At 69.9% G+C, this 21,484-nt stretch carries 19 protein-coding genes; 12 read left to right on the top strand and 7 right to left on the bottom strand.

From position 1 onward, the window contains the following. Nucleotides 1–201: 201 nt before the first annotated feature. Nucleotides 202–957: an anti-sigma factor domain-containing protein gene (locus ACGF3I_RS15435; protein ID WP_393132074.1), complete on the bottom strand. Its 756-nt coding sequence runs from the start codon at nucleotides 955–957 to the stop codon at nucleotides 202–204. A gap of 176 nt (nucleotides 958–1,133) precedes the next feature. Between ACGF3I_RS15435 and ACGF3I_RS15430 the strand changes: the two genes are divergently transcribed. The 10 genes from ACGF3I_RS15430 (at nucleotide 1,134) to ACGF3I_RS15385 (ending at nucleotide 13,553) form a co-directional block, all read left to right on the top strand. After that, the gene (locus tag ACGF3I_RS15430) at nucleotides 1,134–2,735 is read left to right on the top strand and encodes a sulfite oxidase (RefSeq protein ID WP_393132072.1); all 1,602 of its coding nucleotides are present in this window, start codon (nucleotides 1,134–1,136) and stop codon (nucleotides 2,733–2,735) included. 88 nt (nucleotides 2,736–2,823) lie between these two features. Beyond that, on the top strand, nucleotides 2,824–3,483 hold the full coding sequence (locus tag ACGF3I_RS15425; RefSeq protein ID WP_393132070.1) for a fasciclin domain-containing protein: 660 nt from the start codon (nucleotides 2,824–2,826) through the stop codon (nucleotides 3,481–3,483). Nucleotides 3,484–4,163: 680 nt separating this feature from the next. After that, complete coding sequence (locus ACGF3I_RS15420) at nucleotides 4,164–4,340, top strand: hypothetical protein (RefSeq protein ID WP_393132068.1); 177 nt, start codon at nucleotides 4,164–4,166, stop codon at nucleotides 4,338–4,340. Nucleotides 4,341–5,085: 745 nt separating this feature from the next. Continuing rightward, nucleotides 5,086–5,871 (top strand): hypothetical protein, encoded by a 786-nt coding sequence (locus ACGF3I_RS15415; RefSeq protein WP_393132066.1) that lies wholly within the window; start codon nucleotides 5,086–5,088, stop codon nucleotides 5,869–5,871. 17 nt (nucleotides 5,872–5,888) lie between these two features. Then, nucleotides 5,889–6,287 (top strand): hypothetical protein, encoded by a 399-nt coding sequence (locus ACGF3I_RS15410; RefSeq protein WP_393132064.1) that lies wholly within the window; start codon nucleotides 5,889–5,891, stop codon nucleotides 6,285–6,287. An 804-nt stretch (nucleotides 6,288–7,091) separates the two neighbouring features. Beyond that, entirely contained in the window at nucleotides 7,092–7,247 is a 156-nt protein-coding gene (locus ACGF3I_RS15405) for an SflA family class IV lanthipeptide (RefSeq protein WP_393132062.1), read from the top strand. Nucleotides 7,248–7,396: 149 nt separating this feature from the next. Beyond that, nucleotides 7,397–10,174 carry a class IV lanthionine synthetase LanL gene (gene lanL / locus ACGF3I_RS15400; RefSeq protein WP_393132060.1) on the top strand — a complete coding sequence of 926 codons (2,778 nt, stop codon included), beginning with the start codon at nucleotides 7,397–7,399 and terminating at the stop codon, nucleotides 10,172–10,174. Between the two features lie 87 nt (nucleotides 10,175–10,261). Then, complete coding sequence (locus ACGF3I_RS15395) at nucleotides 10,262–11,107, top strand: YcaO-like family protein (protein WP_393132058.1); 846 nt, start codon at nucleotides 10,262–10,264, stop codon at nucleotides 11,105–11,107. A gap of 248 nt (nucleotides 11,108–11,355) precedes the next feature. Next, nucleotides 11,356–12,306 carry a MerR family transcriptional regulator gene (locus ACGF3I_RS15390; protein ID WP_393132056.1) on the top strand — a complete coding sequence of 317 codons (951 nt, stop codon included), beginning with the start codon at nucleotides 11,356–11,358 and terminating at the stop codon, nucleotides 12,304–12,306. 80 nt (nucleotides 12,307–12,386) lie between these two features. Continuing rightward, nucleotides 12,387–13,553 carry an MFS transporter gene (locus ACGF3I_RS15385; RefSeq protein ID WP_393132054.1) on the top strand — a complete coding sequence of 389 codons (1,167 nt, stop codon included), beginning with the start codon at nucleotides 12,387–12,389 and terminating at the stop codon, nucleotides 13,551–13,553. A 426-nt stretch (nucleotides 13,554–13,979) separates the two neighbouring features. On the opposite strand, the gene ACGF3I_RS15380 is transcribed toward ACGF3I_RS15385, so the two are convergent. The 3 genes from ACGF3I_RS15380 to ACGF3I_RS15370 form a co-directional block, all read right to left on the bottom strand. Beyond that, nucleotides 13,980–14,129 (bottom strand): hypothetical protein, encoded by a 150-nt coding sequence (locus tag ACGF3I_RS15380; RefSeq protein ID WP_393132052.1) that lies wholly within the window; start codon nucleotides 14,127–14,129, stop codon nucleotides 13,980–13,982. Nucleotides 14,130–14,584: 455 nt separating this feature from the next. After that, nucleotides 14,585–15,352 (bottom strand): alpha/beta fold hydrolase, encoded by a 768-nt coding sequence (locus ACGF3I_RS15375; RefSeq protein WP_393132050.1) that lies wholly within the window; start codon nucleotides 15,350–15,352, stop codon nucleotides 14,585–14,587. A gap of 266 nt (nucleotides 15,353–15,618) precedes the next feature. Then, the gene (locus tag ACGF3I_RS15370; RefSeq protein WP_393132048.1) at nucleotides 15,619–16,176 is read right to left on the bottom strand and encodes a helix-turn-helix domain-containing protein; all 558 of its coding nucleotides are present in this window, start codon (nucleotides 16,174–16,176) and stop codon (nucleotides 15,619–15,621) included. Between the two features lie 14 nt (nucleotides 16,177–16,190). On the opposite strand from ACGF3I_RS15370, the gene ACGF3I_RS15365 reads away from it, so the two are divergent. Together ACGF3I_RS15365 and ACGF3I_RS15360 are read left to right on the top strand one after the other, a co-directional pair. After that, nucleotides 16,191–17,537 carry a hypothetical protein gene (locus ACGF3I_RS15365; protein WP_393132046.1) on the top strand — a complete coding sequence of 449 codons (1,347 nt, stop codon included), beginning with the start codon at nucleotides 16,191–16,193 and terminating at the stop codon, nucleotides 17,535–17,537. A gap of 392 nt (nucleotides 17,538–17,929) precedes the next feature. After that, the gene (locus ACGF3I_RS15360) at nucleotides 17,930–18,628 is read left to right on the top strand and encodes a TetR/AcrR family transcriptional regulator (RefSeq protein ID WP_393132044.1); all 699 of its coding nucleotides are present in this window, start codon (nucleotides 17,930–17,932) and stop codon (nucleotides 18,626–18,628) included. A 235-nt stretch (nucleotides 18,629–18,863) separates the two neighbouring features. Here the strand turns inward: ACGF3I_RS15360 and ACGF3I_RS15355 are convergent, their stop codons facing one another. Genes ACGF3I_RS15355 through ACGF3I_RS15345 form a run of 3 tightly spaced genes read right to left on the bottom strand, consistent with a single transcriptional unit; the run spans nucleotide 18,864 to nucleotide 21,477 of the window. Continuing rightward, on the bottom strand, nucleotides 18,864–19,634 hold the full coding sequence (locus ACGF3I_RS15355; protein ID WP_393132042.1) for an SDR family NAD(P)-dependent oxidoreductase: 771 nt from the start codon (nucleotides 19,632–19,634) through the stop codon (nucleotides 18,864–18,866). Beyond that, nucleotides 19,627–20,835 carry an MFS transporter gene (locus tag ACGF3I_RS15350; RefSeq protein ID WP_393132040.1) on the bottom strand — a complete coding sequence of 403 codons (1,209 nt, stop codon included), beginning with the start codon at nucleotides 20,833–20,835 and terminating at the stop codon, nucleotides 19,627–19,629. Before ACGF3I_RS15350 ends, ACGF3I_RS15355 begins: the two co-directional genes overlap by 8 nt. A 3-nt stretch (nucleotides 20,836–20,838) precedes the next feature. Further along, nucleotides 20,839–21,477, bottom strand: a complete 639-nt coding sequence (locus ACGF3I_RS15345; protein ID WP_393132038.1) for a quercetin 2,3-dioxygenase — start codon at nucleotides 21,475–21,477, stop codon at nucleotides 20,839–20,841. Nucleotides 21,478–21,484: the final 7 nt, after the last annotated feature.

Genomic DNA, 21,484 nt, shown 5'->3' with positions numbered 1-21,484 from the left:
CGATGGTCAGGTGGGCACCCCGCTGACCCCGCTGGTCGGCGCCCCGGTACCCGGGCCCTGACGGGCTGGATGCGCAGGGCCTCCGCACGACGGGCGGCCGACGGCGAGGGCGCGTCCCGCACGTGGTCGTCCCGGACCCACGGGCGGGGCTCACCCTCTGGGGCAGACCCCGATGCCAGTGTGGTCGACTGCCCCGGTGGCTCAGGCATCCGGGATCGCCATGAGAGCGAGACGCGCGGAGGTGGGCCGGGCAGAACCGCCGGTCGGCTCGACGGTGATGGCCATGCCGGACGCCTGGTCGACGGGACCGGACAGCAGAACGGCTGCGGTGGTGCGGGCGGGGTTCACGAGGCCGGCGGGTCTCATGAACCCCGCCTCGTCGAACCAGAGTTGGTAGACCATTCCCGCGGACGGTCGGGGCAGGCCGGACGCCAGGAACACGGCCTGGTTCCGGCTACGGGCGACGATGATCGTTCCGACGCCACCACCTGCGATCCGGCCATGGACCGCCCTGGCGTCGGGAGCGGCAAGGACGTCGGCGAGCTGCTGCGCCTGTCGCTGCGTCGCCTGTACCTGCTCCCGCGCGATGTCGGACTGCCGCTGCTCCCAGGCGGTGACTCCACCGAGGCCGACGGCCGTGATGAGACAGGCGGCGACCGCGTACGACGTCATTGCACCCCTACGGCCGGTAGCCCTGCGGGAAGGGAGCGGGCGCCAGGTGCGGGGGGCCTCCTGCCGGACGTGGCTGATCCTGCGCAGCACGTCCTCTTTGAACGCCGCCCGGGGCCTGAGGGTCGTGGCCAGTCCCAACCGCCCTGCTGCGGCGTCCAGTTCACGCACCTCCTGGGTACAGGAAGGGCAGGCGGACAGGTGGCGCTCGACGTGCTCGTTCTCGTCGTCGAAGAGCGCGTGCAGTGCGTACGCACCGGTCAGTGTGTGCAGGTCGGCGCTGATCACGTGGTCACCCTCGGAGTTTTCGGTCGGGTACGCGGAGTCCGAATCTGTCCCCCATGCTTCGCGGCCGCCGGGCCGCCGGATTGCCGCGACATGGTGACCGTCAATCCTGCGCGCGACGTAACCCGTTGGGATGAGCGACCAATCCGTTCGCCCGCCGGCTCCGAAGAGCAGTCGTGATGAACATCAAGAGCAGGGGGATCCGTCTTCCGCTGGCAGCCCTGTCCGGACTGCTGGCGGGATTCGCCGCCCTGGCTGTTGCCGAGCTGGTCTCCGCGGCGGTCCGTCCCGAGTCCGGACCCGTGATCGCGGTGGGCGGTGCGGCCATCGACCGTACGCCCCCCGCGCTGAAGGACTGGGCGATCCGCCACTTCGGGACCAACGACAAACTCGTCCTCCAACTCGGCATTCTCGCGGTGCTCGCCCTGCTGGCCCTGATTCTGGGCCTCGTCGCGTTGCGCTTTCGTCGTGCCGGGGCGGGCGGGGTGCTGGTCTTCGGCGTCGTCGGCGCCCTGGCCGCAACGAGCCGTCCGGATTCGACGAGCCTCGCCGACGCACTGCCGTCGGTGATCGGTTCGCTCGTCGGGGCAGGACTGCTGTACGTGCTGATCGGCCGCCTCACGGCCCCGGTACACGACGCGGCCGATGCGGCCGCGGCGGAGGGCGAAGGGGACTCGGCGCTGACGGGCGGATGGGACCGGCGGGGGTTCGTGGTGGCAGCAGGCGCCGCGGCCGTCGCCTCGGCCGGGGCGGGTCTGCTGGGCAGGTCGCTGAACGAGTCCCGGGGTCAGGGAGCGGTGGCTTCACGGGGCGAGGTGGTGCTTCCGCGTCCCGTGTCGGCGGCTCGGCCCATTCCCTCGGGCGCGGCCCTGCACACCCCGGGCATCAGCCCGTTCGTCACCCCCAACGGGGACTTCTACCGCGTCGACACCGCGCTGGTGATCCCGAAGATCGACGCGACGAGTTGGCGGATGAGGATCCACGGCAAGGGCGTGGCACGGCCCTTGACCCTGACGTTCCAGGATCTCCTCAAGCGCGAGCTGATCGAGCGGGACATCACGTTGACCTGTGTCTCCAACGAGGTCGGCGGCCCCTATGTGGGCAACGCCCGCTGGATCGGCGTGCCACTGGCCGACCTGTTGAAGGAGGCGGGGGTGCGGCCCCCGTCGCGGGGAGGGCCGGCCGATCAGCTGGTGGCACGTTCGCAGGACGGCATGACGATCGGCACGCCGGTCGAGGACGTCATGGACGGTCGCGACGCGATCCTCGCGGTGGGCATGAACGGCGAACCCCTGCCCTTCGTCCACGGCTTCCCGGTCCGCATGGTCGTGCCGGGCCTGTACGGCTACGTCTCGGCATGCAAGTGGATCCAGGACCTGGAGCTGACCACGTTCGCCGACTACGACTCGTACTGGGTCAAACGGTCCTGGTCGCAAAAGGCACCGATCAAGACCGAGTCCCGTATCGACACCCCGAAGCCCTTCGCACGCCCCAAGGCGGGGACCGTGATGATCGCCGGTGTCGCCTGGGCCCAGCACCGAGGGATCGACCGGGTGGAGGTGCGGGTCGACGACGGGCCCTGGATGCAAGCCGACCTCGCCGCGGAAGACACCTCGGACACCTGGCGCCAGTGGTCCCTGCCCTGGAAGGCCACCCCCGGCGGACACACCCTCACGGTCCGGGCCACCGACCGTACCGGACAGACCCAGACCGAACAGCGCACGCCCACCATCCCCGACGGCGCGAGCGGCTGGCATTCGGTGGTGATCACCGTGGACTGACGACCCCAGCGCCGACACAGCCCCGATTGCCTTTGCGGAACGCTCCACAGCCTTCCGCGTCTACACCCTGATTCCCCTAGGAGAAGTCATGAACGTCCTGCGTTTCCGTCGTGCCGCCCTCGCCGTCACCGCCGCCGCGGTTCTTCCTCTCGCCCTCAGCGCGTGTGGAGGTGACGACGGCAAGAAGGACAGCTCCGCTTCGTCCTCCGAGGCCACGCCGCCGGCTTCGCAGTCCTCCACCGGCGGCTCCGCCTCGGACGACGCCTCGATGACGGACAAGCCGTTCGGCGCGGCATGTGCCTCGGTGCCGAAGGACGGTGCGGGTTCGTTCGACGGCATGGCCAAGGACCCGGTCGCCACCGCAGCCTCCAACAACCCGGCGCTGTCCACACTGGTTGCCGCGGTCAAGAAGGCCGGCCTGGTCGACACCCTCAACAACGCCCAGAACATCACCGTGTTCGCCCCCACCAATGACGCCTTCGCGAAGATCCCGAAGGCCGACCTGGACAAGGTCCTCAACGACAAGGCCACGCTCACCAAGATCCTGACCTACCACGTCGTCGGCCAGAAGCTCACCCCCAAGCAGCTGGAGAACGGCTCCTTCGACACCCTGGAGAAGGGCAAGGTCACCACCGCCGGCTCCGGCACCGCCTACAAGGTCAACGACAGCGCCAACGTGGTCTGCGGCAACGTTCCCACCGCCAACGCCACCGTCTACATCATCGACAGCGTCCTGATGCCCAAGTAACCCCCGGGGCACGGCCGACAGGCTGCCGGGGCTGCATGCATCACTGCACGCAGCCCCGGTCCGGAGCGTGCGGGCCCTTCGGAAAGCAGGGGCCCGCACGCTCCGACCCGACGCGTTCGACGCATCAACTCACCCACTCCCCCGGCCTGTCGGACAGCCACCCGGATCTGAGCAGGGCGGAATCCGTCCCGATACCTGGCCGGACAGCGCACATGTTGCGCGTCACTGTGGACACGATCGTCGCAGCGGCTCCCTAGCGAGCGCGTCGACGCTGGAAGGCCCTGCGTCCCATGGACGGGGACCGGAACCGGGACGCGGGCGGACCATGCCCAGGCTCTCCGGCCGGCGACGACTCGCCCCCACGACTCGACCTCCCGTTTCGATCGCCGCGTCCGCCGAGTTCGGTGGGCGGGATGGAGTCCCTGCTCCCACGACTGCGGGCGGTCCCGATGTCCCCCGGCTGGTAGAGCGTGCGGTTCCCGAGAGGCCACCGTCAACAGCACGAGAGAGGCCACCGTCAACAGCACGAGGCGACGCCCCAGCCGGCCTGGCATGGCCTCTCCCACGCTCAAAAATCCCGCCCGGCTGAAGCCGCAACGCCCGAGGTGACGGTCCGGCCCGGGAGTTGCCTCCCGGTTCTCCTGGTCGACTATCGCCCGGATCCGGCCGAGGACTCCGACGTGTTCACCGCACCTCTGAAGATCGCCACAGACAACGACGACGCCTCCCAGTGCACCCGCGACGACGGCACCACGCATTGCGCCGGGCACACCACGCTGCGCGATGTCCCGACCGCGGGCACCTGCCAGGTCACGGTCACAGTCACCACGGTCACAACATCAGCACTGCCCAGTTGAAGGTCGCCGGTTCACCCGTCACGCACCACGGAGCAGCCTGGGCAGTCGCCGGAGCCGTAGTGCTGGTGAGCGGCGCCGTATTCGTACTCATCCGCAGTTATTGGTCGAGGAAAGAACGATCCGCCGAGTAATCATTTTCACCGAGAAATCCACCTCGGCGAGTTGGGCGAGTACAGGAAGCTCCCTAGCCGGATATCAACTGCGCCGCAGAATCTCCGTCCTGAAAAAACGAGGGCGGCATGGCTGGCTCTCACGAACAGAAGATCTCTCCTAAACGGGGTTCCGTCAGGGGGCGAACAGTCTTCATCCCTGCCGGTCCGCCGGGTGGCTGCGCCATGGATACCGCAGCCCGGGGGTTCACCTGGGGCGAGACGCCGGCTCAAGCGTCTCGCCCCGTCCGGGGTGGCCTGCGGGGATACCGATCCTCGCAGCGCGCCACCTCGTGCAGCAAGCCGCCACATGACGGGTTCCGAACCCCCTGCTCGGCGGGGGCAGTCCGGCCGACTGACTGTGAAGTCGCGCAATAGCAGCGTCTTTTCGTGGCGGGCTCTTCAATCCGCCGGAGATTTGACAGAGCGAACGAATCTCCGACATGAAAGGGCACCTCAAGTTTCACTCAAGTCACTTGATCGAACCTCTGTACCTGGTTCAAGATCGCAGCACTCCAGCAGTCAATTTGCCCCTGACCAAGGCGAGGTGACCGGCCGGGGGTAACAATCAACCTTGCAGAACAGAGGAATTCTTCATGTCGCTGTTTGTCAGGCCCGGTACGGGGGCTTTTCCGAAGCGCCGGGCTGCTGTGGTGACCTCGATCGCCGCCGCTGCCGTCTTCTCCGCTGCTGCTGTCGCGCACGCCGGCGCCGCGCAGCCGCACTCCACGACTTCGCCGGTCCAGGCACGGGCTGCCTCCAGCCCAACGGCCCAGTACACCGTGGAGGCGTTGTCGGCAGCCCCGTCCGGCGATGCGGGGTTCTCTGCTGCCGAGTTGCAGCAGGCCAAGGCCATGGCCGACGGTATAGCCCAACTCGGCGTCACGGAGGACCAGTTCGCCGCGGCGCTGGACATCTCTCTCACCCGCACCGTCGACCTCAACAGCCTCCGGGGGCGGCTCGGCGCGCTGCCGGCCTCTCCCACCGCCCAGCAGACCGCTGCGGCGGTCTACCCCGGGGACGCGGCCGCCCAGGCGGCCATGCTTCCGGTCCTGGCCAACGAGAAGGTGCGCAGCTCCACGCTGCGCAACCTGGCCGGGCAGAGCGGCGAAAGAGCCCCCGCGGTGGCGTTCGGCTGGTGGGACCAGACCAAGTTCTACGTCGGCTGCGGTGCCGCGGTCGCCAGTGTGCTGATCTCCTTCGTCCCCGCCGGAGCGGGCGTCAAGGTCGCCCGGGCCGTCAAACTGTTCAAGAGTTACGGCGCCAAGAAGACCGCCGAGATCCTCTGGCGCTTCCTGAAGACCAAGCACGTCGGTTCCAAGGAACGTGAAGCGGTGAAGGCGTTCATCGGCATCAGCGCCATCCAGAAGGCTTGCACCTGACCGAGCGAGGTGGACCCATGACCCTTGAACACCTCTCGATCGTTGTGGTGGCGGCAGAGCTCATCCTGATGGTGCTCGCCCGCCTCGGCTCCGAGCGGCGGCACTGGCGTCACGGCAGGAAGGGTGCAGGAGCTTTGCAAGAACGGGACGACATCAGGCTCGGCCCCGGTCTTGTGTATTCGGTCGCCGCGCTCGCGCTGGTCGCCGGTGCTGTGCTCAGCGGCGTCGACTTCGACTGGAGCATCGGCACCCTGAGCCTGCTCGCGGTGATGGGCATCCTGGTGCCCGGCTACGCCGCCAACTCCGTGATGCTGCTCGGGACCCAGGGCCACCAACGGCCCCTGGCAGGCTGGCAGGAGGCAGGGGCGTACGTGCTGGCAGCCCTCGGTGGCGCTGCGGCCGTCCCCTTCGTCTGACCACCGCAGCACAGGCCGGGCGCGCGAATTTCTGCGCGCCCGGCCTGCGCTGTGGCATCTCGGCGGCCGTACGCGCTGGGGCGAGAACGGGGTGCCGTCCTATGTCACGGACCAGCCGCGACCGAGATGCCTCGGCTCCGCGCCGCACTCCCCCGGGCTCGGCATGCAGTGGGCGAATCACTTCCGGGCCGGGACCTCGTGGCGCCGGTCGGCGCCCTGTCTGTCCTTAGCTGTCCCTGCGTCCATTCGTCGTCAGCCCATGCGCCCTCGCACCCAACATCGTGGGAGAGCAGCGGCAGGCGCCTTTGCACGTGCTGCGGCCCCGCCACTCGTCTCGGGGTTGAGGTGCGGGGCCGCAGTACGCCGCCGGAGCAAGGATCCGACTTCACAGCTTTGATCCAGTGCCCCCTCCAGCGCGGGGCATGCAAGGCCGGCGCAACTGCTCCCCTCCTTGGTCCTCGACCTCGTCCTCGACCGAGACATCGGCGCCGACGGGCGGTGGGCGGCGCGCCTCGCGGCGAGCTGCGAGCCGCGAGCCGCGAGCAGCCCGTGCACCCCCGGCCCGCCTGCGTGATCCGCGGCCGCGCCCCCGCAGCCGTACGGCCGACACCCAGGGCCCGGCGCCCAGGGCCGCGGAATTTTCTGCCGTCTTCTTCCCACGGGCTTCAGTTCTGGTCGCGACTCCGGTGTAGTAACTCCTGCTGGTCGACCGCTTGTGCATATGCCGTCGACCGGTGCGCCACGCCATGCACGGATTCAGGACGACCACCTGTTCATTCACTGGCAGAGGCAGGAAGGATCCCTATGAGCCCCACGCAACTTCAGATCCGCGAGGCGGGTCCGCTCGACCTCGAGGAGGAGTTCATCGAGTTCGAGGACGACGTGGACCCCGCGCGTCGCGTCGAGGCCTGTCTGGCCGACCCGTGGGTCACCGCCACGACCCGGTTCGCCTGCGACTGAGCCGGTCCGTCCCGCACGGCCCCGGCCCGTGAGGCCGGGGCCGTGCGGGCACGCCGGCGCGGCACGCGAGACACATGCGGCGGAAGGCCGGGATCAACATCCGTTGGGCGCAATCCGGTGGCGGCAACCGGGGTGGAGGTGGGGACCGCGTGCGGTCGGCCCGGCACGACGACGTACAGCACGTGCGCGACGACCTACAGCACGTGCGCGACGGCGACCCGCCGGGCCCCCGGCACGGCGGCGTCCATGAGGCGCGGCACGGCGCCGTACCGGACCGGCGCGACGGCGCCGACGAGCCGGTGCAGGACGCCGCGGTCGAGCCGCTGGAGGAAGTCGCGATCGAGCCGCCGGACGACGCGGCCCTACTGCACCGGCAGCTCGAAGCGCTGCTCGGGGACGCCCCCCGACGGCTCGCCACCGACGAGCTGTGGCTCTACCTCCTCGACCCCGACATGCCCTCGTACGAGCACGGCTGGAAGCTCCATGTGTCGACCCGGGCCGAGAGACTCGGTGAGACCGTGCGGCTGGTCGTCCCGGTCCTGCTGCGGCACACCTGCGACGCCAAATTCGCGGTCAGCTCCTCCGTGCTGCGTGACCTCAACAGCGGCGAGCGGGATCCACGACTCGTCGGCAAGGCCATCACGGTCTACCCGCGCGCCCAGGACTTCGTGGCCATCGCCCACGAGCTGGCCGATGTCCTGGCCGGCCGCATCGGCCCCCGCGTACTCAGCGACCGCCGCGTGCGCAGCGGCGCACCGGTCCACTACCGGTACGGTCCGTTCCGGGCCACCGGGGACGGCGGGAGCACGCTCGTCATGACCGGTCCCGACGGGCGGACCTTCACCGGTCGCGCGGGAGCCCGCTACCGTCAACCGCCGTGGGCCGCCGACCCGTTCGGCCGGCCCGCGCCCGCCGAGACCCCGTCCGCGCCGCTGGTCGGCGGCCGCTTCCGCATCACCGCCGGTGTGGCGCGCTCTCCACGCGGGGACGTCCTGCGTGGCCTCGACACGGTGACCGGCGCCCGGGTGGTCGTCAAACAGGCCAGGCCCTACATGGCGGAGGACGCGCGAGGAACCGACGCTCTCGGCCGGCTGCGCCACGAGCACCGGGTGCTGGCGGCGCTCGACGGCACCGAGGGCGTCCCCCGCCTGATCGACCACGTGCGGCACGGCGAGGACGAGTACCTGGTCATGACCGACTGCGGGCCGGTGGATCTGCGCCGGGACGTGTTGCAGAACGGTCCCTACGCCGCGCGCGGCAGCGGCGCGGCCCGCCAAGTGATCCTGCTGGCACGCCAGTTGACAGGCATTCTCGACGCGATTCACGCCCGCGCCGTCGTGGTCGCAGACCTCAAGCCCCACAACGTGGTGCTCGGCCGCAACGGGGCCGTCCACGTCGTGGATTTCGGCATCAGCGCCCTCAACGGCGACCGTCCCGCCGGCGCGACGCGTGGCTACTCCCTCCCCGTGTACCGGCCCGACGCCGAGCCCGATCCGGCGGACGACCTCTACGCGCTGGGGGCGACCCTGCACTTCGCGCTCACCGGCATGGACCCGGTCGTCGTCGACCCCGACCACGCGGTCAACCGTGACCGGACCCTGGCCTGTCTGGCCGCCGCGGCCTCCGGCGCCGCACTGCGCCCCATGCGCCTGCTGATCGCAGGCCTGATGAGCCTCGACGCGGCCGAACGGAGCGCCACCGCACGCCGGTTCATGGCAGGCCGGCTCTCTGCGGCCCGTGCCGTCAGCCCGTCGACGGCCCCACCACGCCCCAGCCCCGCCCTCCTCGACGAGGTGATCGCCCACACCGTCGCCACGAGTGTGGCCGCGGCGCCCCACCTGTGCGGCCGGCCCGGCACGCACCACCCCGGCTCATCGCTCACGCTCTACGCGGGCGCGGCCGGCGTGGGACTGGAACTGCTGCACCACCGGGACCGGCCGGGCGTTGCGCAGGCCGTCGCCAAACTGGCCCGCCAGACCTTCCGCCATCCACAACTGCCGCGCCTCAACGGGTCGTTGTACGTCGGCCGGACCGGTGTCGAGGTGTTCCTCGCCGCAGCCGCACCTTACGCAGGCCTTCCGGCCCGCCCCGCGCCCTTGGCCCCGCAGCCTCCCGACGAGACCGGCGACCAGATCGGCGGGGCCGCCGGGGCCGGCACGGGCCACCTGATCCTGGCAGCGCAGGCCGAGACCGATGGACGCACCGCCGACGTCGCCCGGCACAGGGCCCTCGCGGCAGAGCATGCGGCAGCGCTCCTGGTCCGTGCGGGCGACCCGGCCCCCGACCTCCCCCGGACGGCATCGTCGTCGGACGCGGCCTACGAATTCGGCTTCGCCCACGGCACCTCGGGCATCGTGCACTTCCTCTACGCGTATCAGCGAGCCACTGCCGACCCCTCGGCACGCGCCGCCGCGCTGACCGGCCTCGATGTGCTCGCGGGCCGTTTCCCGCAGCTGTTGGCGCTGGCCGACCGTCCCGAAGCCAGCCGCCGCTACGCCTCATGGTGCCGGGGACTCGCGGGCATCGCGGCCCTCCTGATCGACGCCGGAACCGGCGAACAGGACGCGGCACTCCTCGCCCTCGGCCTGCGCGGCGCCCGGACCTGCCACCGCATCGCTCCCCGGATGAGTCTGGTGTCCCAGTGCTGCGGCCTGTCCGGCGTCGGTGACCTGCTCATCGACGCAGCCCTCGCGACGGACGACACCGCGTACTGGTCCGCGGCCCAGGACGTCGCCTCCCTGATCCTGACGCGCAGCGGCGGCACACCCCGCCGCCCCGTGTTCCCCGACAACACCCTCACCGGCACCGACGTGGCCTGGGCCACCGGCAGTTCGGGCGTACTCACCTTCCTGCGCCGGCTCCGCGACCGCGACGCCGTCCGGCTGTGGGTCTCGCCCGGCCCGCGCGCTCTCAAACGGGGCAGCTGACCGGGCCGAATCCGACCGACTGCGGCAAGACGGGATCGACGATATTGAGTGAGCCGGGCAGCGCGTGCTGAATTCGTTGATAAGGGCGTGTTCCTCGACATAGCCGCGATCCCGACCCGGTGGCAGGTCCCCTGCTTCGCCGCGTTCGTATGGAGCGAGGACTTCGCCCTCCTCACAGCAGGATCGGGCGCCCACTCCTCCCCCAGCGTCGCCCTCTGCCGGGCGGTGACCGAAGCCGTGCAGAGCCGCCTGACCATCATCAACGGCGCCCGCGACGACCCGACCGCCGCCTACTCCCACGTCCTGAAAGGATCCACCCGGCGGCCCGCACCCGCCCCGCGAGCAGCCCCCTACCAGGACGCGCTGAGCACCCCCGGCGCCACCTTCACCAGCGTCGACACCGAACTCGCCGTCCTCCAGACCGGAGGCAGCGGCATCTCCGCCGGCCTGGCCCTCGGCTGCTCCGTCGCCACACAGATGCTCCTCGGCCCCTACGGCGGAGTACTCGCCGACCGCCTCCCCCGCAAGACCCTCGCCATCAGTGCAAACATCGTTCTCGCAAGCGTCCGGGCGCTCCTGGGAACCCTTCTCACCGCAGCGCCCCACCACACAGCGCTCTGGATGTTCGCCACCACCGGCGCAGCGACCGCGACCGTCCAACCGCCTTCCAGGGACTGCTCGTCGAACTCGTCCCCGTCACCACCCTGCAGGAGGCAAACGCTTCACTACGCCTCGTCCTCAGCCTGGCCCGCATCGCCGTACCGGGCTTCGGATCACTACTGGGCGCCACATTCGGCTTCGGCCACGTCCTCATCGCCTGGCCTGGCCGGCTTGGGCGTGACCACGCCGGGCTGGTCGGACGTCTACCTGTCCGGGGACATCGCGGTTCGGCTTGAGGGCCCGGCTGCGCGGAAAAGTCTCCGTTCGCGGTGAACCGGGCGGTACTGAACGACGTGTTCCATCTGGGCACTCAGGCGATCCTGGCCGGGGCGCGGGAGCCGCTGCCAAGAATGCACGGCACGGCGGACACCTTCGTACGCGTCGAGACCCCACCGGTTCCGGGTGATGTTCGCCCGGCCGGTGGAGCGTCGAGGGCGCCCGGCACGACTTGGCCGTCCACGGCGACCCGCACCTCGGGGGGGGCTTGAGTCTCCCGTGGGGGGAGAGGTCAGAGTGAGGGCATGAACGGCGAGACGCTCCACTCGATCGGTGATTTGGCCCGGCGGACGGGTCTGACGGTGAAGGCCATCAGGTTCTACGCCGACTCCGGAATCGTGCCGCCCACTGACCGCAGCACGGCCGGCTACCGCCTGTACGGTGCTGACGCTGTAGCCCGTCTCGAACTCGTGCGCACGCTGCGCGAGTTGGGAATCGGTCTCGCGACGATCCGGCAGGTGATGGGTCAGGAGGTCTCGCTTGCCCGTGTCGCGCAAACGCATGCCGAGGCCCTCGACGTGCAGATCCGTGTGCTGCGTCAGCGTCGCGCCGTACTCACCGCCGTGGCCCGACGCGGCGCGACTCCCCGGGAGCTGGACGACATGCACCGCCTTGCTCAACTGTCCGAAGCCGAACGACAGCACCTGATCGACGACTTCCTGGCGTCCGTGTTCGACGGACTGCACGAGCACCCCGCCTTCACCGGCGTCAGCCGCTCACTGACTCCCGAACTCCCCGATGATCCCGATCCCGCGCAGATCGAGGCGTGGATAGAGCTGGCCGAGCTGATCCAGAACCATGAATTCCGCGCCTCCCTTCACCGTATGGCGCAGGACCTCGCCGTGGACCGGGCTCCGGACGACACCAACGGGCTGCCCCGGATCCTCGCCGAGGCAGTCCGAGCGCAGGTCACCCCGGCCATCGAGTCCGGCATCGAACCGAGCTCGCCCACGGCAACGCCGATCGTCACCGCGCTCGGAGCGCACTACGCACGCATCCTCGCGGCCACGGCCCCACAGGACCCCGAAGAACTCCACCGCCGCCTCGCGTGCCGACTCGAGCAGATGAACGATCCGCGCCGGGACCGCTACTTGTCCCTACTCGCCGTCGTCAACGGCTGGCCTGCACCCGAGAGCCTGGCCCCCGCCCTCGCCTGGGTCTGCGAAGCCCTGCACTTTCGGATGGCGCACCAGTGACACGCTTACGCATTTCTGCCACTCCTGCACGTTCCGCAGCGCCTGCGCCTTCCCGGCTCCTGGGCGACTACCACGCGCTCATGCGGGTGCCCGGATTCTGGCGCATGGCCGCAACTGGTATGGCGTCGAAACTGGCGGCCGGCATGACCAGCCTGAGCCTGCTCCTGTTGGTCAGCAGCTCCACGACCTACGCGACTGCCGGACTTGCAGTGTCCTGCTCCACGCTGGGACAGGGGCTGACCGCACCGCTGCGAGGCCGGCTCATCGACCGCTACGCGGCACGTCCGGTGTTGTTCGTGATGCTCCTGGCCCATCTCACCACTACTGCCACCATGATCGTTACCGTACGAGGCGGCGCGGGCACCCCAGTCATCTGTGCCTCGGCGGCAGCCGCCGGCATGACCACTCCACCGGTCGCAGTCATGATGCGCTCGCTGTGGCACAGCGTCACCGACACCATGACCCTCGGCACGGCCATGGCACTCGACGCTTCCATGATGGGTACCGCCCTGATCATTGGCCCGGTCTGCGCGAGCTGGCTCAGCCTGTCCTTCTCCCCCTTGCTGCCCTACGTGGTCATCTCGGCCATGACCGTTCTGGCCGTCTCGCTGGTGGCGCATACCGCTGCGGTGCCGGCACGTTCCGCACCGGGCGGACGGTGGCTGGGGGTGCTGACATCATTCGCCCTGTGTCGTGTGCTGGTTGCCGATGCCCTGTTCGTCATGACGGTCACCGCCATGGACGTCCTGTTGCCGATCTACGCGCGGCAGGTCCACGCGGAGCACCTGACCGGGTCGTACCTAGGAATTCTCGCCGTCGGCAGCGTGCTGGGCAGTTTTGCCCTGGGCGCGGCCGCCAACCGCCTAGTCCACAGACTCAGCCTGCCGCTTTTGCTGGGGTTGTTCGCCGCGGGGTGTGCCGTCCTCGCCGCCGCCACGCAGCTCTCTCCGGTGACCGTTCTCGTGGTCTGCCCGCTGGCCGGTCTCCTGATCGGCTCACTCTTCGCAGCCTTGCGCACTACAGGCGGCGCGCTGGCTCCTCAGAACCGTGTCACCGAAACCATGTCCTGGCTCAGCACCGTCGACATGATCGGCGGCGCGGCCGGGGCTGCTCTGTTCGCCCATCTCGCCGAGGCGGAGGGAAGCAAGGCTGCCTTCGTCCTGGTCCCCGCACTGGGGATGGTCGCTGCCGCGATCAGCCGGCCCGGCCCGGGCAGGCAGCGACAGCGACGACACCAGTCGTGTTGAACGTCGGAGCCGATGCACAGCCGTTTGAGCAGCCCGAAGTGCAGGGGGCGGACGCGGCGGAGCGGCGTTGGGGGCAGGTCTGAGCGTCATCGAGGCCAGGGGAGCACCGCTGCGGAGCGCTCCGGCCCCGCCTCGTAGTCGCGCACGCTCCGTCGCGCCTGCGACAGCCATCCAGACTTCTTTGCACCACTCGCCCCCGTCGGCAGGAACGCGAGCCTCTTCGCCCCTTTGGGCCTGCTCACGGTATTGATCGTGCGGGAAAGAACGACTTGGCCCAGGTGACGAGGTTGCGGGTCTGCGGCAGGTGGCCGTTGAATGCGGTCCGCGTAGTCTCGCGGGGTGCATTCTCATCTGAGCTTCGAGAACCCTCCCCCTCTGCCCCACGGGGTGGTGGTCGAGACGTTGGAGCGTGCCCTGCGTGACCGCTCAGCAGAGGGCGAGGCGGCAGAAGTCCTGGTTGGCACAGCGTTGAACGACGACGACGCGGGGTTCGTCGAGCACTGGTGCGTGCAGGTCGGGACGCGGGCCGTGCCAGGTAGTCCGCTGCTCGGGCTGGCTGGACTGTGCCTGGGCCATACCGCTCGACGCTTTGGCCGTCTCAGCGACGAGGCCCGTGCTTTGGCGGAGTCACTGGCGGAGCGGGCGGAGGCGGACCCGTCAGATGTGGACGGTCGGGCTCTCGACGGCCGTGACGATGTCCGGGACTTCCTTCACCTGTGGTGACGTCGCCTGTTGCTGCGGCTGTTGAGGCCAGTCCGCATCGACCCTCCTCCCGCGGGCTTCGAGGTGCTTGTCGGTGGTGTCCTGGTTCCGCCACCGGACGCAGCCGCTGACCATGCTGCGCCGGGCCTTGCGGGTGGGGTGGTCGGCGGCGTCGACAACGGCGCCATCTCGGCCCGGCGCCAGATCACCACGGATCCGGTGCGTCGGCGGCGATCGTCAGTAGCCGCTGCTTGTCGCCGTCATCGATTTCGCCGACCCGCGCACGCTCAGCCGCCCGCAAAGCCTGACGTACCACGCGCCACCCGGAGCTATGGGGACGGCGCGTCACAGCAGGGCGAACCTGACCAGCCGTGGTCGTCGAGGCCGGTCAGCACCGCCTCCACGAACTTCCGCCGGTCGTCGCCGTGATCGCGGAACCACATTCCCAACTGATGCTGGGCGTCCGGAAGGACGAACCGCGTGTACTGGGCGCGGGCCGCCAGTGCGTCCTGTACGGCATCGGTCACCGCGGACGGGATCACCGTGTCCGTGCCCGGCACGGCGAGCACCGCCCGGCCCTCGTACGCCCGCAGCACCTGAAACGCGGGCGTCCCACGCCAGCTGTCCGGTCGCCGGATGATCCTGCTGAACCGGCCCTCCCCGTCCGCGAAGGGCGCGTCCCACGCCTCGGCGGCATACACGGCGGGCGCGCACAGCCCGAGCGCAGTCACCCGATCCCCGTAATGGGCGACGAGATCCGCCACCGTCTGCCCGCTCATGCTGAAACCCACCAGTACCAGCGGCCCCTCCGCCCCGCCATACGCGTCGATCACCGCGACGGCCTGCTCGAACCGTCGCCGCAGGCTTAACTCACTGAGGCTTCCGGTGCTTTGGCCGTGCCCGGAGAAGTCGAAGGCGACCCCCCGGCAGCCGTGGGCCACGAACTCCTGTACCAGCGGGAGCAGTCGTTCCATGCTGCTGTTGCCCGCGCCATGCAGCACCACGGCGGTGGCCCTGGAAGGCTCACCGCCGTACACACCGCCGTACACACCGCTGAGCCGTTCACCCTCGTGGTCGAGCGTGAAGTCGAAGAGCATGCCCCCTATTCACTCACGACGTGGCGTCCGCCTTTCGGGAGTGTCACTGCCGACGTCCGGCCGTGGGCTCCATCTGTGCGGGTCCGGGACGGTTCGGATGCCGCGGGTGACAGCGTTCGGAGCGCGAGTCGGGCCGCGTCAATCTCCTTGGTGCGGACGAAGGCCAGGGTCGGGTCGATGCCCTCGATCTTCGTCTTCTTCTCATGAGAGGCGGCAGGCGATGTTGCTTGCCAGCGGGTGAGGGATGCGCTGAGCGGTCGTGTCGGCTATGACGAATCGTGCTGTTCGGCCTGTTCGGCCTGCTCGGCAGGGAACAGGATGGGGCTGAGGAGGTAGCGGGTGCGTTCCGGTGATGGTTCGTTGGCGAGGAGGGGTGCGATGGCGGCTTGCATCGCGCCGATCAGTGCCACGAGCTCGTCCCTGCTGAGCCAGATCGCGTGCTGGCGATAGCCGACGAGGTCGTCCACGGGGTCGCTGCCTTCGCGCTCCAGGTAGGCGCCGAACTCCGCGGCCAGGGCTGCCATGGCGGCAGCGAAAGCCCGTTCGTGGTGCTGCGGGGTGAGCGCGCGCATGGAATCCGCGTCGATGCCCGTGTGTTCCTGCCGTAGCTGGTAGCTGCGTTCGGTGGCACCCCGCACTCGGCGTTCGCCGGCGACGTCGAGGATCCCGCCCGCTACGAGAAGGTCGACGTGCCGGTAGACGGTCGCCTTGGATGCGTCCGGGATCAGAGCGCACAACTGGCCGGTGGTCAGAGTCCGCCCGCCGCGCAGCGCGTGGACCACACGGAGGCGGACGGGATGCGCCAGGAGTTCCAGGGTGTCCATGCCTCAACTTTCTCATGCATGCTACCTTTCTCAAACATAAGAAAGGTGGGGGGATGCAGACTTCTGAGCAGATCGCCGTGCGGGTGGTTCAGTGGGCACGCGATGGCCGTTTCGGGGAGGTCATTGCGTTGTTCAGCCCGCCGTTGCGTGCCGCGGTGACCGTCGAGGCCCTTCAGGCGGCCTGGCTCGCCGAGACCGCGGCCACCGGCTCGGTCACCGACCTCGGCGAACCGTCGAGTGAGGCCCTGCGGCCGGACTTGGTTCGGGTCAGCGTGCCCGTGGTCTGCGAGCGGGGACAGTTCACCGCCGTCATGTCCGTCGACTCCGCCGGCCTGTTGAACGGGCTGCGCCTCGCGCCCGCCGCCGGCGAACCGTGGGCGCCACCCTCCTACGCGGATCCGGACGCCTTCGAGGAACGGGAGGTCACACTCGGAGTGGGCCCTCTCGCAGTGGCCGGGACCATCACTGTTCCGCGTGGTGACGGTCCGTGGCCCGGGGTCGTGCTCTTGAGCGGCGGAGGCCCCTTCGACCGGGACGCGACCAGCGGCCCCAACAAGCCCCTGAAGGACATCGCGTGGGGTCTGGCCAGCCGCGGCGTTGCGGTGTTGCGCCATGACAAGGTGACGTTCACGCACGCGGCGCAGGTGGCTGCCGCAGACGACTTCACGATGACACGCGAATACGTTCCCTACGCTGTCGCCGCCGTGCGTCTGCTCCAGGCGGAGCCGCGCGTCGATGCCGACCGGGTGTTCATCGCAGGGCACAGCATGGGTGGCAAGGTCGCGCCGCGGATCGCCGAGGCCGAGCCGTCCGTCGCGGGCGTCGTGATCCTGGCGGGTGACGCCGAGCCCATGCACCGGGCGGCCGTCCGGGTCGTGAGCCACCTTGCCGCTCTCGACCCCGGCCCGCGCTCCGAGGCGGTCCTTGCGGAGATCACTCGCCAGGCTGCGACAGTCGAGAGCACCCTGTCACCCAGGACGCCCCGGGAGGACCTGCCCTTCGGCCTTCCCGCCTCGTACTGGCTCGACCTGCGCTCCTATGACCCCGTTGCCACCGCCGCCCGCCAGCACAAGCCGCTGCTGATCCTCCAGGGCGGACGCGATTACCAGGTCACCGTCGAGCACGACTTGGCCCTCTGGCAAGCGGGACTGACCGGGCACCCGGACGTCACCATCCACATCTACGAAGCCGACGACCACCTTTTCTTCCCCGGGACAGGACCCTCGACGCCCGCCGGGTACATGACGCCCCAGCACGTGGACGCGGCGGTCATCACGGACATCGCTGCATGGCTGGAGCGCCGGCTTCAGCGCCCCGAGTCGGCGGTCTTGGGGTTTGTTCAACTTGCCGAGCAGGGCTGACGAGGTGTTGTCCCCCTTGTAGCGCGGTCGGAGGTGCCGATGATGTCGAGGCTGGAGGGATGCCCCTGTCGGCGGGGCCCTCGCTCCTCTTCCGCTCGGCCTTTAGGCCTGGCAGGCCGTCCCGGAATCGGCTGCTGGTTCATGGCCGGCCGATACGGAAGCCCTGGTGAGGGGGCGTGGCGTTTTCGCGTGGGTACCAGCGGCAGCGTGTGGCGCGCGACCGATTGCTCTCCCGCCAGAAGGTAGGAGCCGGGCGAAAACGGGAGCAATAGCGCAGGCCCACAAAAGGCGAGGGGGGAGCGCCAATCAGTTTATTAACGGCGTTTAGCTTACCAGGAGTACGCTGCGAACCGAACGCCGTATAGTTCTGCCCCCCACCAGGAGGAACCAGCATGGAACCAAAGCCCACCCGTCGCGCGCGGCTCCGCCAACAGACGATCGCGGAGATCAAGGAAGCGGCCTTGAAGGCGCTGACGGAATCGGGCCCGGCAGGTATCACACTGCGCGGGATCGCCCGCGAACTGGGCATGACGGCGGCGGCGCTGTACGGCTACTTCGACACCCGCGACCAGCTGATTTCCACGCTGGCGGCAGACGCATACAACGAGCTGGCCGACTCCCACGAGGCCGCACTGGCCGCACTCCCACCCGAGGAGGCGGCCGACCGGGTACGCGCGGTGTGTGAAACGTTCCGCACCTGGTCGGTCGCGAACCCGGCGGCGTTCCGGTTGATCTACGGCGACGGCCTGCCCGGCTTCAGCCCGCCGGAGGACGTCACGGAAGCGGCGCGACGATGTTGCATGGCGCTGCTGGACGTGGTCGCCGGCGCCTGGGACCACGCGCCGGCGACGCTCCGCGAGGACAAGGCCGAGTGGGCCGACTTCCAGGAATCCCTGGCGGCCCCGGCCCGCGAGAAGTTCCCGCACCTGCCACCGCAGGCACTCGGTCTGACCCTGCGCATCTGGGGGCGGATGTACGGGCCGGTGATGCTGGAGGTGTTCGGCCACCTTGGCCAGCAGATTGTCGATCCGTCCCAGGTATATCGCCGCGAAGTCGAAGCGATCATCGAAATGCTGGGCCTGGGCGATTAACGCCTTTGAATTGCGGCTCTCTCGGCAATAGGGCCTCGCAATGACAGGCCGTGTCGCGGAAATGTTGCGATTGACGCACATCATCCGGTGCTCGTCCGCGCCCGTCATCGAGCGGTCTCCCGTGCCGATGCGCGCACGCCGGCGCGCTGCGCCGGCGCGGCTGCCCCTGCTTCGCGCAAACCGAAGGGGCCGGGCCGTCCCTCGTCGGCCCGGCCACCACCCCCCGGGACGTACGTCAGGCGGTGGTCCCCCCGTCCACCGCGAGGGTGGCGCCCGTGACGAACGCGGCGCCAGGCGAGACGAGGTAGGCGACCGCCTCTGCGATGTCGGACGGAGTGCCGTAGCGGCCCAACGCGGTGCCGGCGCGCTGGAAGTCGGCCGTGGGACCGTCAGCCGGGTTCATGTCGGTGTCGACCGGGCCGGGGCTCACCTGGTTGACGGTGATCCCGCGCGGCCCCAGGTCCCGCGCCAGTCCCCGGGTCAGACCCAGGATCGCGGCCTTGCTGACGGCGTACGGGGTCGTCCCGCCGCCCGGCACCCGCTCGCCGAGGCAGGAGCCGATGTTCACGATCCTGCCGCCGTCGGGCAGATGCCGGGCGGCGGCCTGCGCGGTGAGCAGCGCGCCGCGCACGTTGACGTGCAGCGTCCGGTCGACCACCTCGGGGGTGACGTCGGTCAGCTCGGCCCCGCTGAGGTCCATGTACCCGGCGTTGTTCACCAGGATGTCGAGACGGCCGAAGTGCGCGACGGCGTCCTCGACCGCGGTGGCCGGCCCCTCGTGCCCGGCGGCGTCGGCCCGGATCGCCAGCGCGGTGCCGCCCGCCCGCTCGATCGCGGCGACCACGTCATCGGCGGCTGCGGCGTCTCGGGTGTAGGTGAGTGCCACCCGGATCCCCTCCGCGGCGAGCCGCCGGGCGATGCCCGCGCCGATGCCGCGGCTGGCGCCGGTCACGAGGGCGACTCGGCTCTGCGCGAGTGCGGGAAACGGCATGGTGGGGTCAGACACGGGTCGGCCTTTCGGTCGCCGGGAGCGAGGATGTCGCGGCGGGGGACGCGGACGGGGCGGTGCGGCGCAGGACTTCGGGCAGCAGCGTCAGCAGCCCCAGGACGGCCATGGCCGCGCCCGTCCACAGCGGGGCGCGCAAGCCCCAGTGCGCGACGCCGATGCCGCCGACCCAGGAACCGACGACCACGCCGAGGGTGATGAAGGAGGTGTGGACGGTGTTGACCAGCGGCCGGTCGTTGGCGGTGCGCATCACGCGCGTCACCATCGCCGGGTTCATGGTCACGCCGACCAGCCCGATGCCTGTCATCGCGGTCAGCGCCGTCGCCGCGTTGCCCGCGCCGAGCGCGAACAGCGTCAGGAATACGGTGTTCAGCGCAAGGCCGCAGGCGAGCACCGCCATGGTGTGACGGTCGGCGAGCCGTCCCACCACGGCGTTGCCGACGACGGTAGCGGCGCCGTAGAGCACCAGCAGCAGCGGGACGGTGCCCGCGGCGAAGCCGGTGACGTCGGTGAGGATCGGCACGAAGTACGAGAAGGCCGCGAAAGTGGCCCCGATGATCAGCATGCTGGTGGCGAACGCGGCCCACAGCCGGGCATTGCGGAACGCGCCCAGCTCGGACCGCACGGAACCGCCTGCGCCGTCGGACTCCTCCTTCGCCAGTGCCGGAACCGCGCCGCAGGTGACGGCGAGGGACAGCGCCGCCAGAGCCGCCACCGCCCAGAACGCGAACCGCCAGCCGTAGTGCTCCCCTGCCAGCTGCGACAGCGGCAGGCCGAGCACGGTGCCCACCATCAGGCCGCCGAGCACGATGGAGGTGGCCCGGCCGCGCACCTCGGGCCCGGTGATGCGCACGCACACGGCGAGCGCGACGCCGAAGAACGCGCCGGAGGCGGCTCCGGTGACCAGCCGGGCGGCGACCATCAGACCGTAGCTGGTGGCAAGCGCGCCCAGCGCCTGGCCGGCGAGGAAGACGACGTACAGGAATATCAGGGCGGTCTTCTGACGCAGCCTCAGCAGGAAGCCGGTCAGCAGGGGGCCGCCCAGGGCCATGGCGGCGGCGTAGATGGAGACCAGGTAGCCGATCTGCGGGATTCCGGCGCTCAGGTCGTCGGAGAGCTGAGGCATGAGGCCGGCCACCAGGAACTCGCTGGTGACCATGGTGAAGATGCCCAGGCCCAGGACGTAGATGGCGAAGGGCATGGCTCACACTCCGTTCGTGCCGCGGGCCGGACCGGGCTGCGGGGCTCCGGGCGACCCGGCATCGCCGGGGTGGTACGACTCGGCGTCCTGGTCGGTGGCGGCCGGCTCGGCGTCGTGCCGGTCGGGTCCGGTCGCCTCGGCGATCTGGTAGGAGCCGAGCGACTCGGCGATCGCCTTGGCCTGCGGGTTGTCGGCCGGGTCGAAGACAGGGATCGGCTCGCCGGGGCGGGCCGTGACACCGGCCTGGAGGAAGAACTCCTCGAAGCCGCTGGGCGTGAAGATCAGCAGCTGTTTGGCGGCGTGCAGGCCCTTGTTGCGGAAGCGGTGCACGGTGCCCTTGGGCACGAAGACGAAGTCGCCGGCGCGTACGTCGTAAGTCTGACCGTCGGCGTAGAACTCGAGTTCGCCTTCGAGGAGGTAGAAGGCCTCGTCCTCGTTGCGGTGGTCGTGGGCGGGCGGACCGCCGCCCGGCGGAACGGATGCCTCCAGCAGCGTGACGGTCCCGCCGGACTGCGCGGTGTCGACCTTGACGGTGTAGACGTCACCGTTGAGCCAGACCGAGGGGCCCTGGCCCGACGGGATATGCAGCACCTTGCCGATGGTCGGCGGGTGCTCGCCGTGGAGCTGTTCGTTCAGTGACATGGGGTAC

The organism is Streptomyces sp. NPDC048111 (assembly GCF_043202815.1).
Taxonomy (GTDB): Bacteria; Actinomycetota; Actinomycetes; order Streptomycetales; family Streptomycetaceae; genus Streptomyces.
Note: the sequence above shows the minus strand (reverse complement) of the source record. Positions and strands in the feature narration are given on the sequence as shown.

Bases quoted from the DNA above. Each gene is read 5' to 3' on its own strand.
- ACGF3I_RS15390 (WP_393132056.1), top strand. From the start codon at position 11,356: ATGAACGGCGAGACGCTCCACTCGATCGGTGATTTGGCCCGGCGGACG.
- ACGF3I_RS15370 (WP_393132048.1), bottom strand. From the start codon at position 16,176: ATGGACACCCTGGAACTCCTGGCGCATCCCGTCCGCCTCCGTGTGGTC.
- ACGF3I_RS15415 (WP_393132066.1), top strand. From the start codon at position 5,086: ATGTCGCTGTTTGTCAGGCCCGGTACGGGGGCTTTTCCGAAGCGCCGG.
- ACGF3I_RS15375 (WP_393132050.1), bottom strand. From the start codon at position 15,352: ATGCTCTTCGACTTCACGCTCGACCACGAGGGTGAACGGCTCAGCGGT.
- ACGF3I_RS15350 (WP_393132040.1), bottom strand. From the start codon at position 20,835: ATGCCCTTCGCCATCTACGTCCTGGGCCTGGGCATCTTCACCATGGTC.
- ACGF3I_RS15410 (WP_393132064.1), top strand. From the start codon at position 5,889: ATGACCCTTGAACACCTCTCGATCGTTGTGGTGGCGGCAGAGCTCATC.
- ACGF3I_RS15385 (WP_393132054.1), top strand. From the start codon at position 12,387: ATGCGGGTGCCCGGATTCTGGCGCATGGCCGCAACTGGTATGGCGTCG.
- ACGF3I_RS15405 (WP_393132062.1), top strand. From the start codon at position 7,092: ATGAGCCCCACGCAACTTCAGATCCGCGAGGCGGGTCCGCTCGACCTC.
- ACGF3I_RS15430 (WP_393132072.1), top strand. From the start codon at position 1,134: ATGAACATCAAGAGCAGGGGGATCCGTCTTCCGCTGGCAGCCCTGTCC.
- ACGF3I_RS15360 (WP_393132044.1), top strand. From the start codon at position 17,930: ATGGAACCAAAGCCCACCCGTCGCGCGCGGCTCCGCCAACAGACGATC.
- ACGF3I_RS15425 (WP_393132070.1), top strand. From the start codon at position 2,824: ATGAACGTCCTGCGTTTCCGTCGTGCCGCCCTCGCCGTCACCGCCGCC.
- ACGF3I_RS15345 (WP_393132038.1), bottom strand. From the start codon at position 21,477: ATGTCACTGAACGAACAGCTCCACGGCGAGCACCCGCCGACCATCGGC.
- ACGF3I_RS15365 (WP_393132046.1), top strand. From the start codon at position 16,191: ATGCATGCTACCTTTCTCAAACATAAGAAAGGTGGGGGGATGCAGACT.
- ACGF3I_RS15380 (WP_393132052.1), bottom strand. From the start codon at position 14,129: ATGGCCCAGGCACAGTCCAGCCAGCCCGAGCAGCGGACTACCTGGCAC.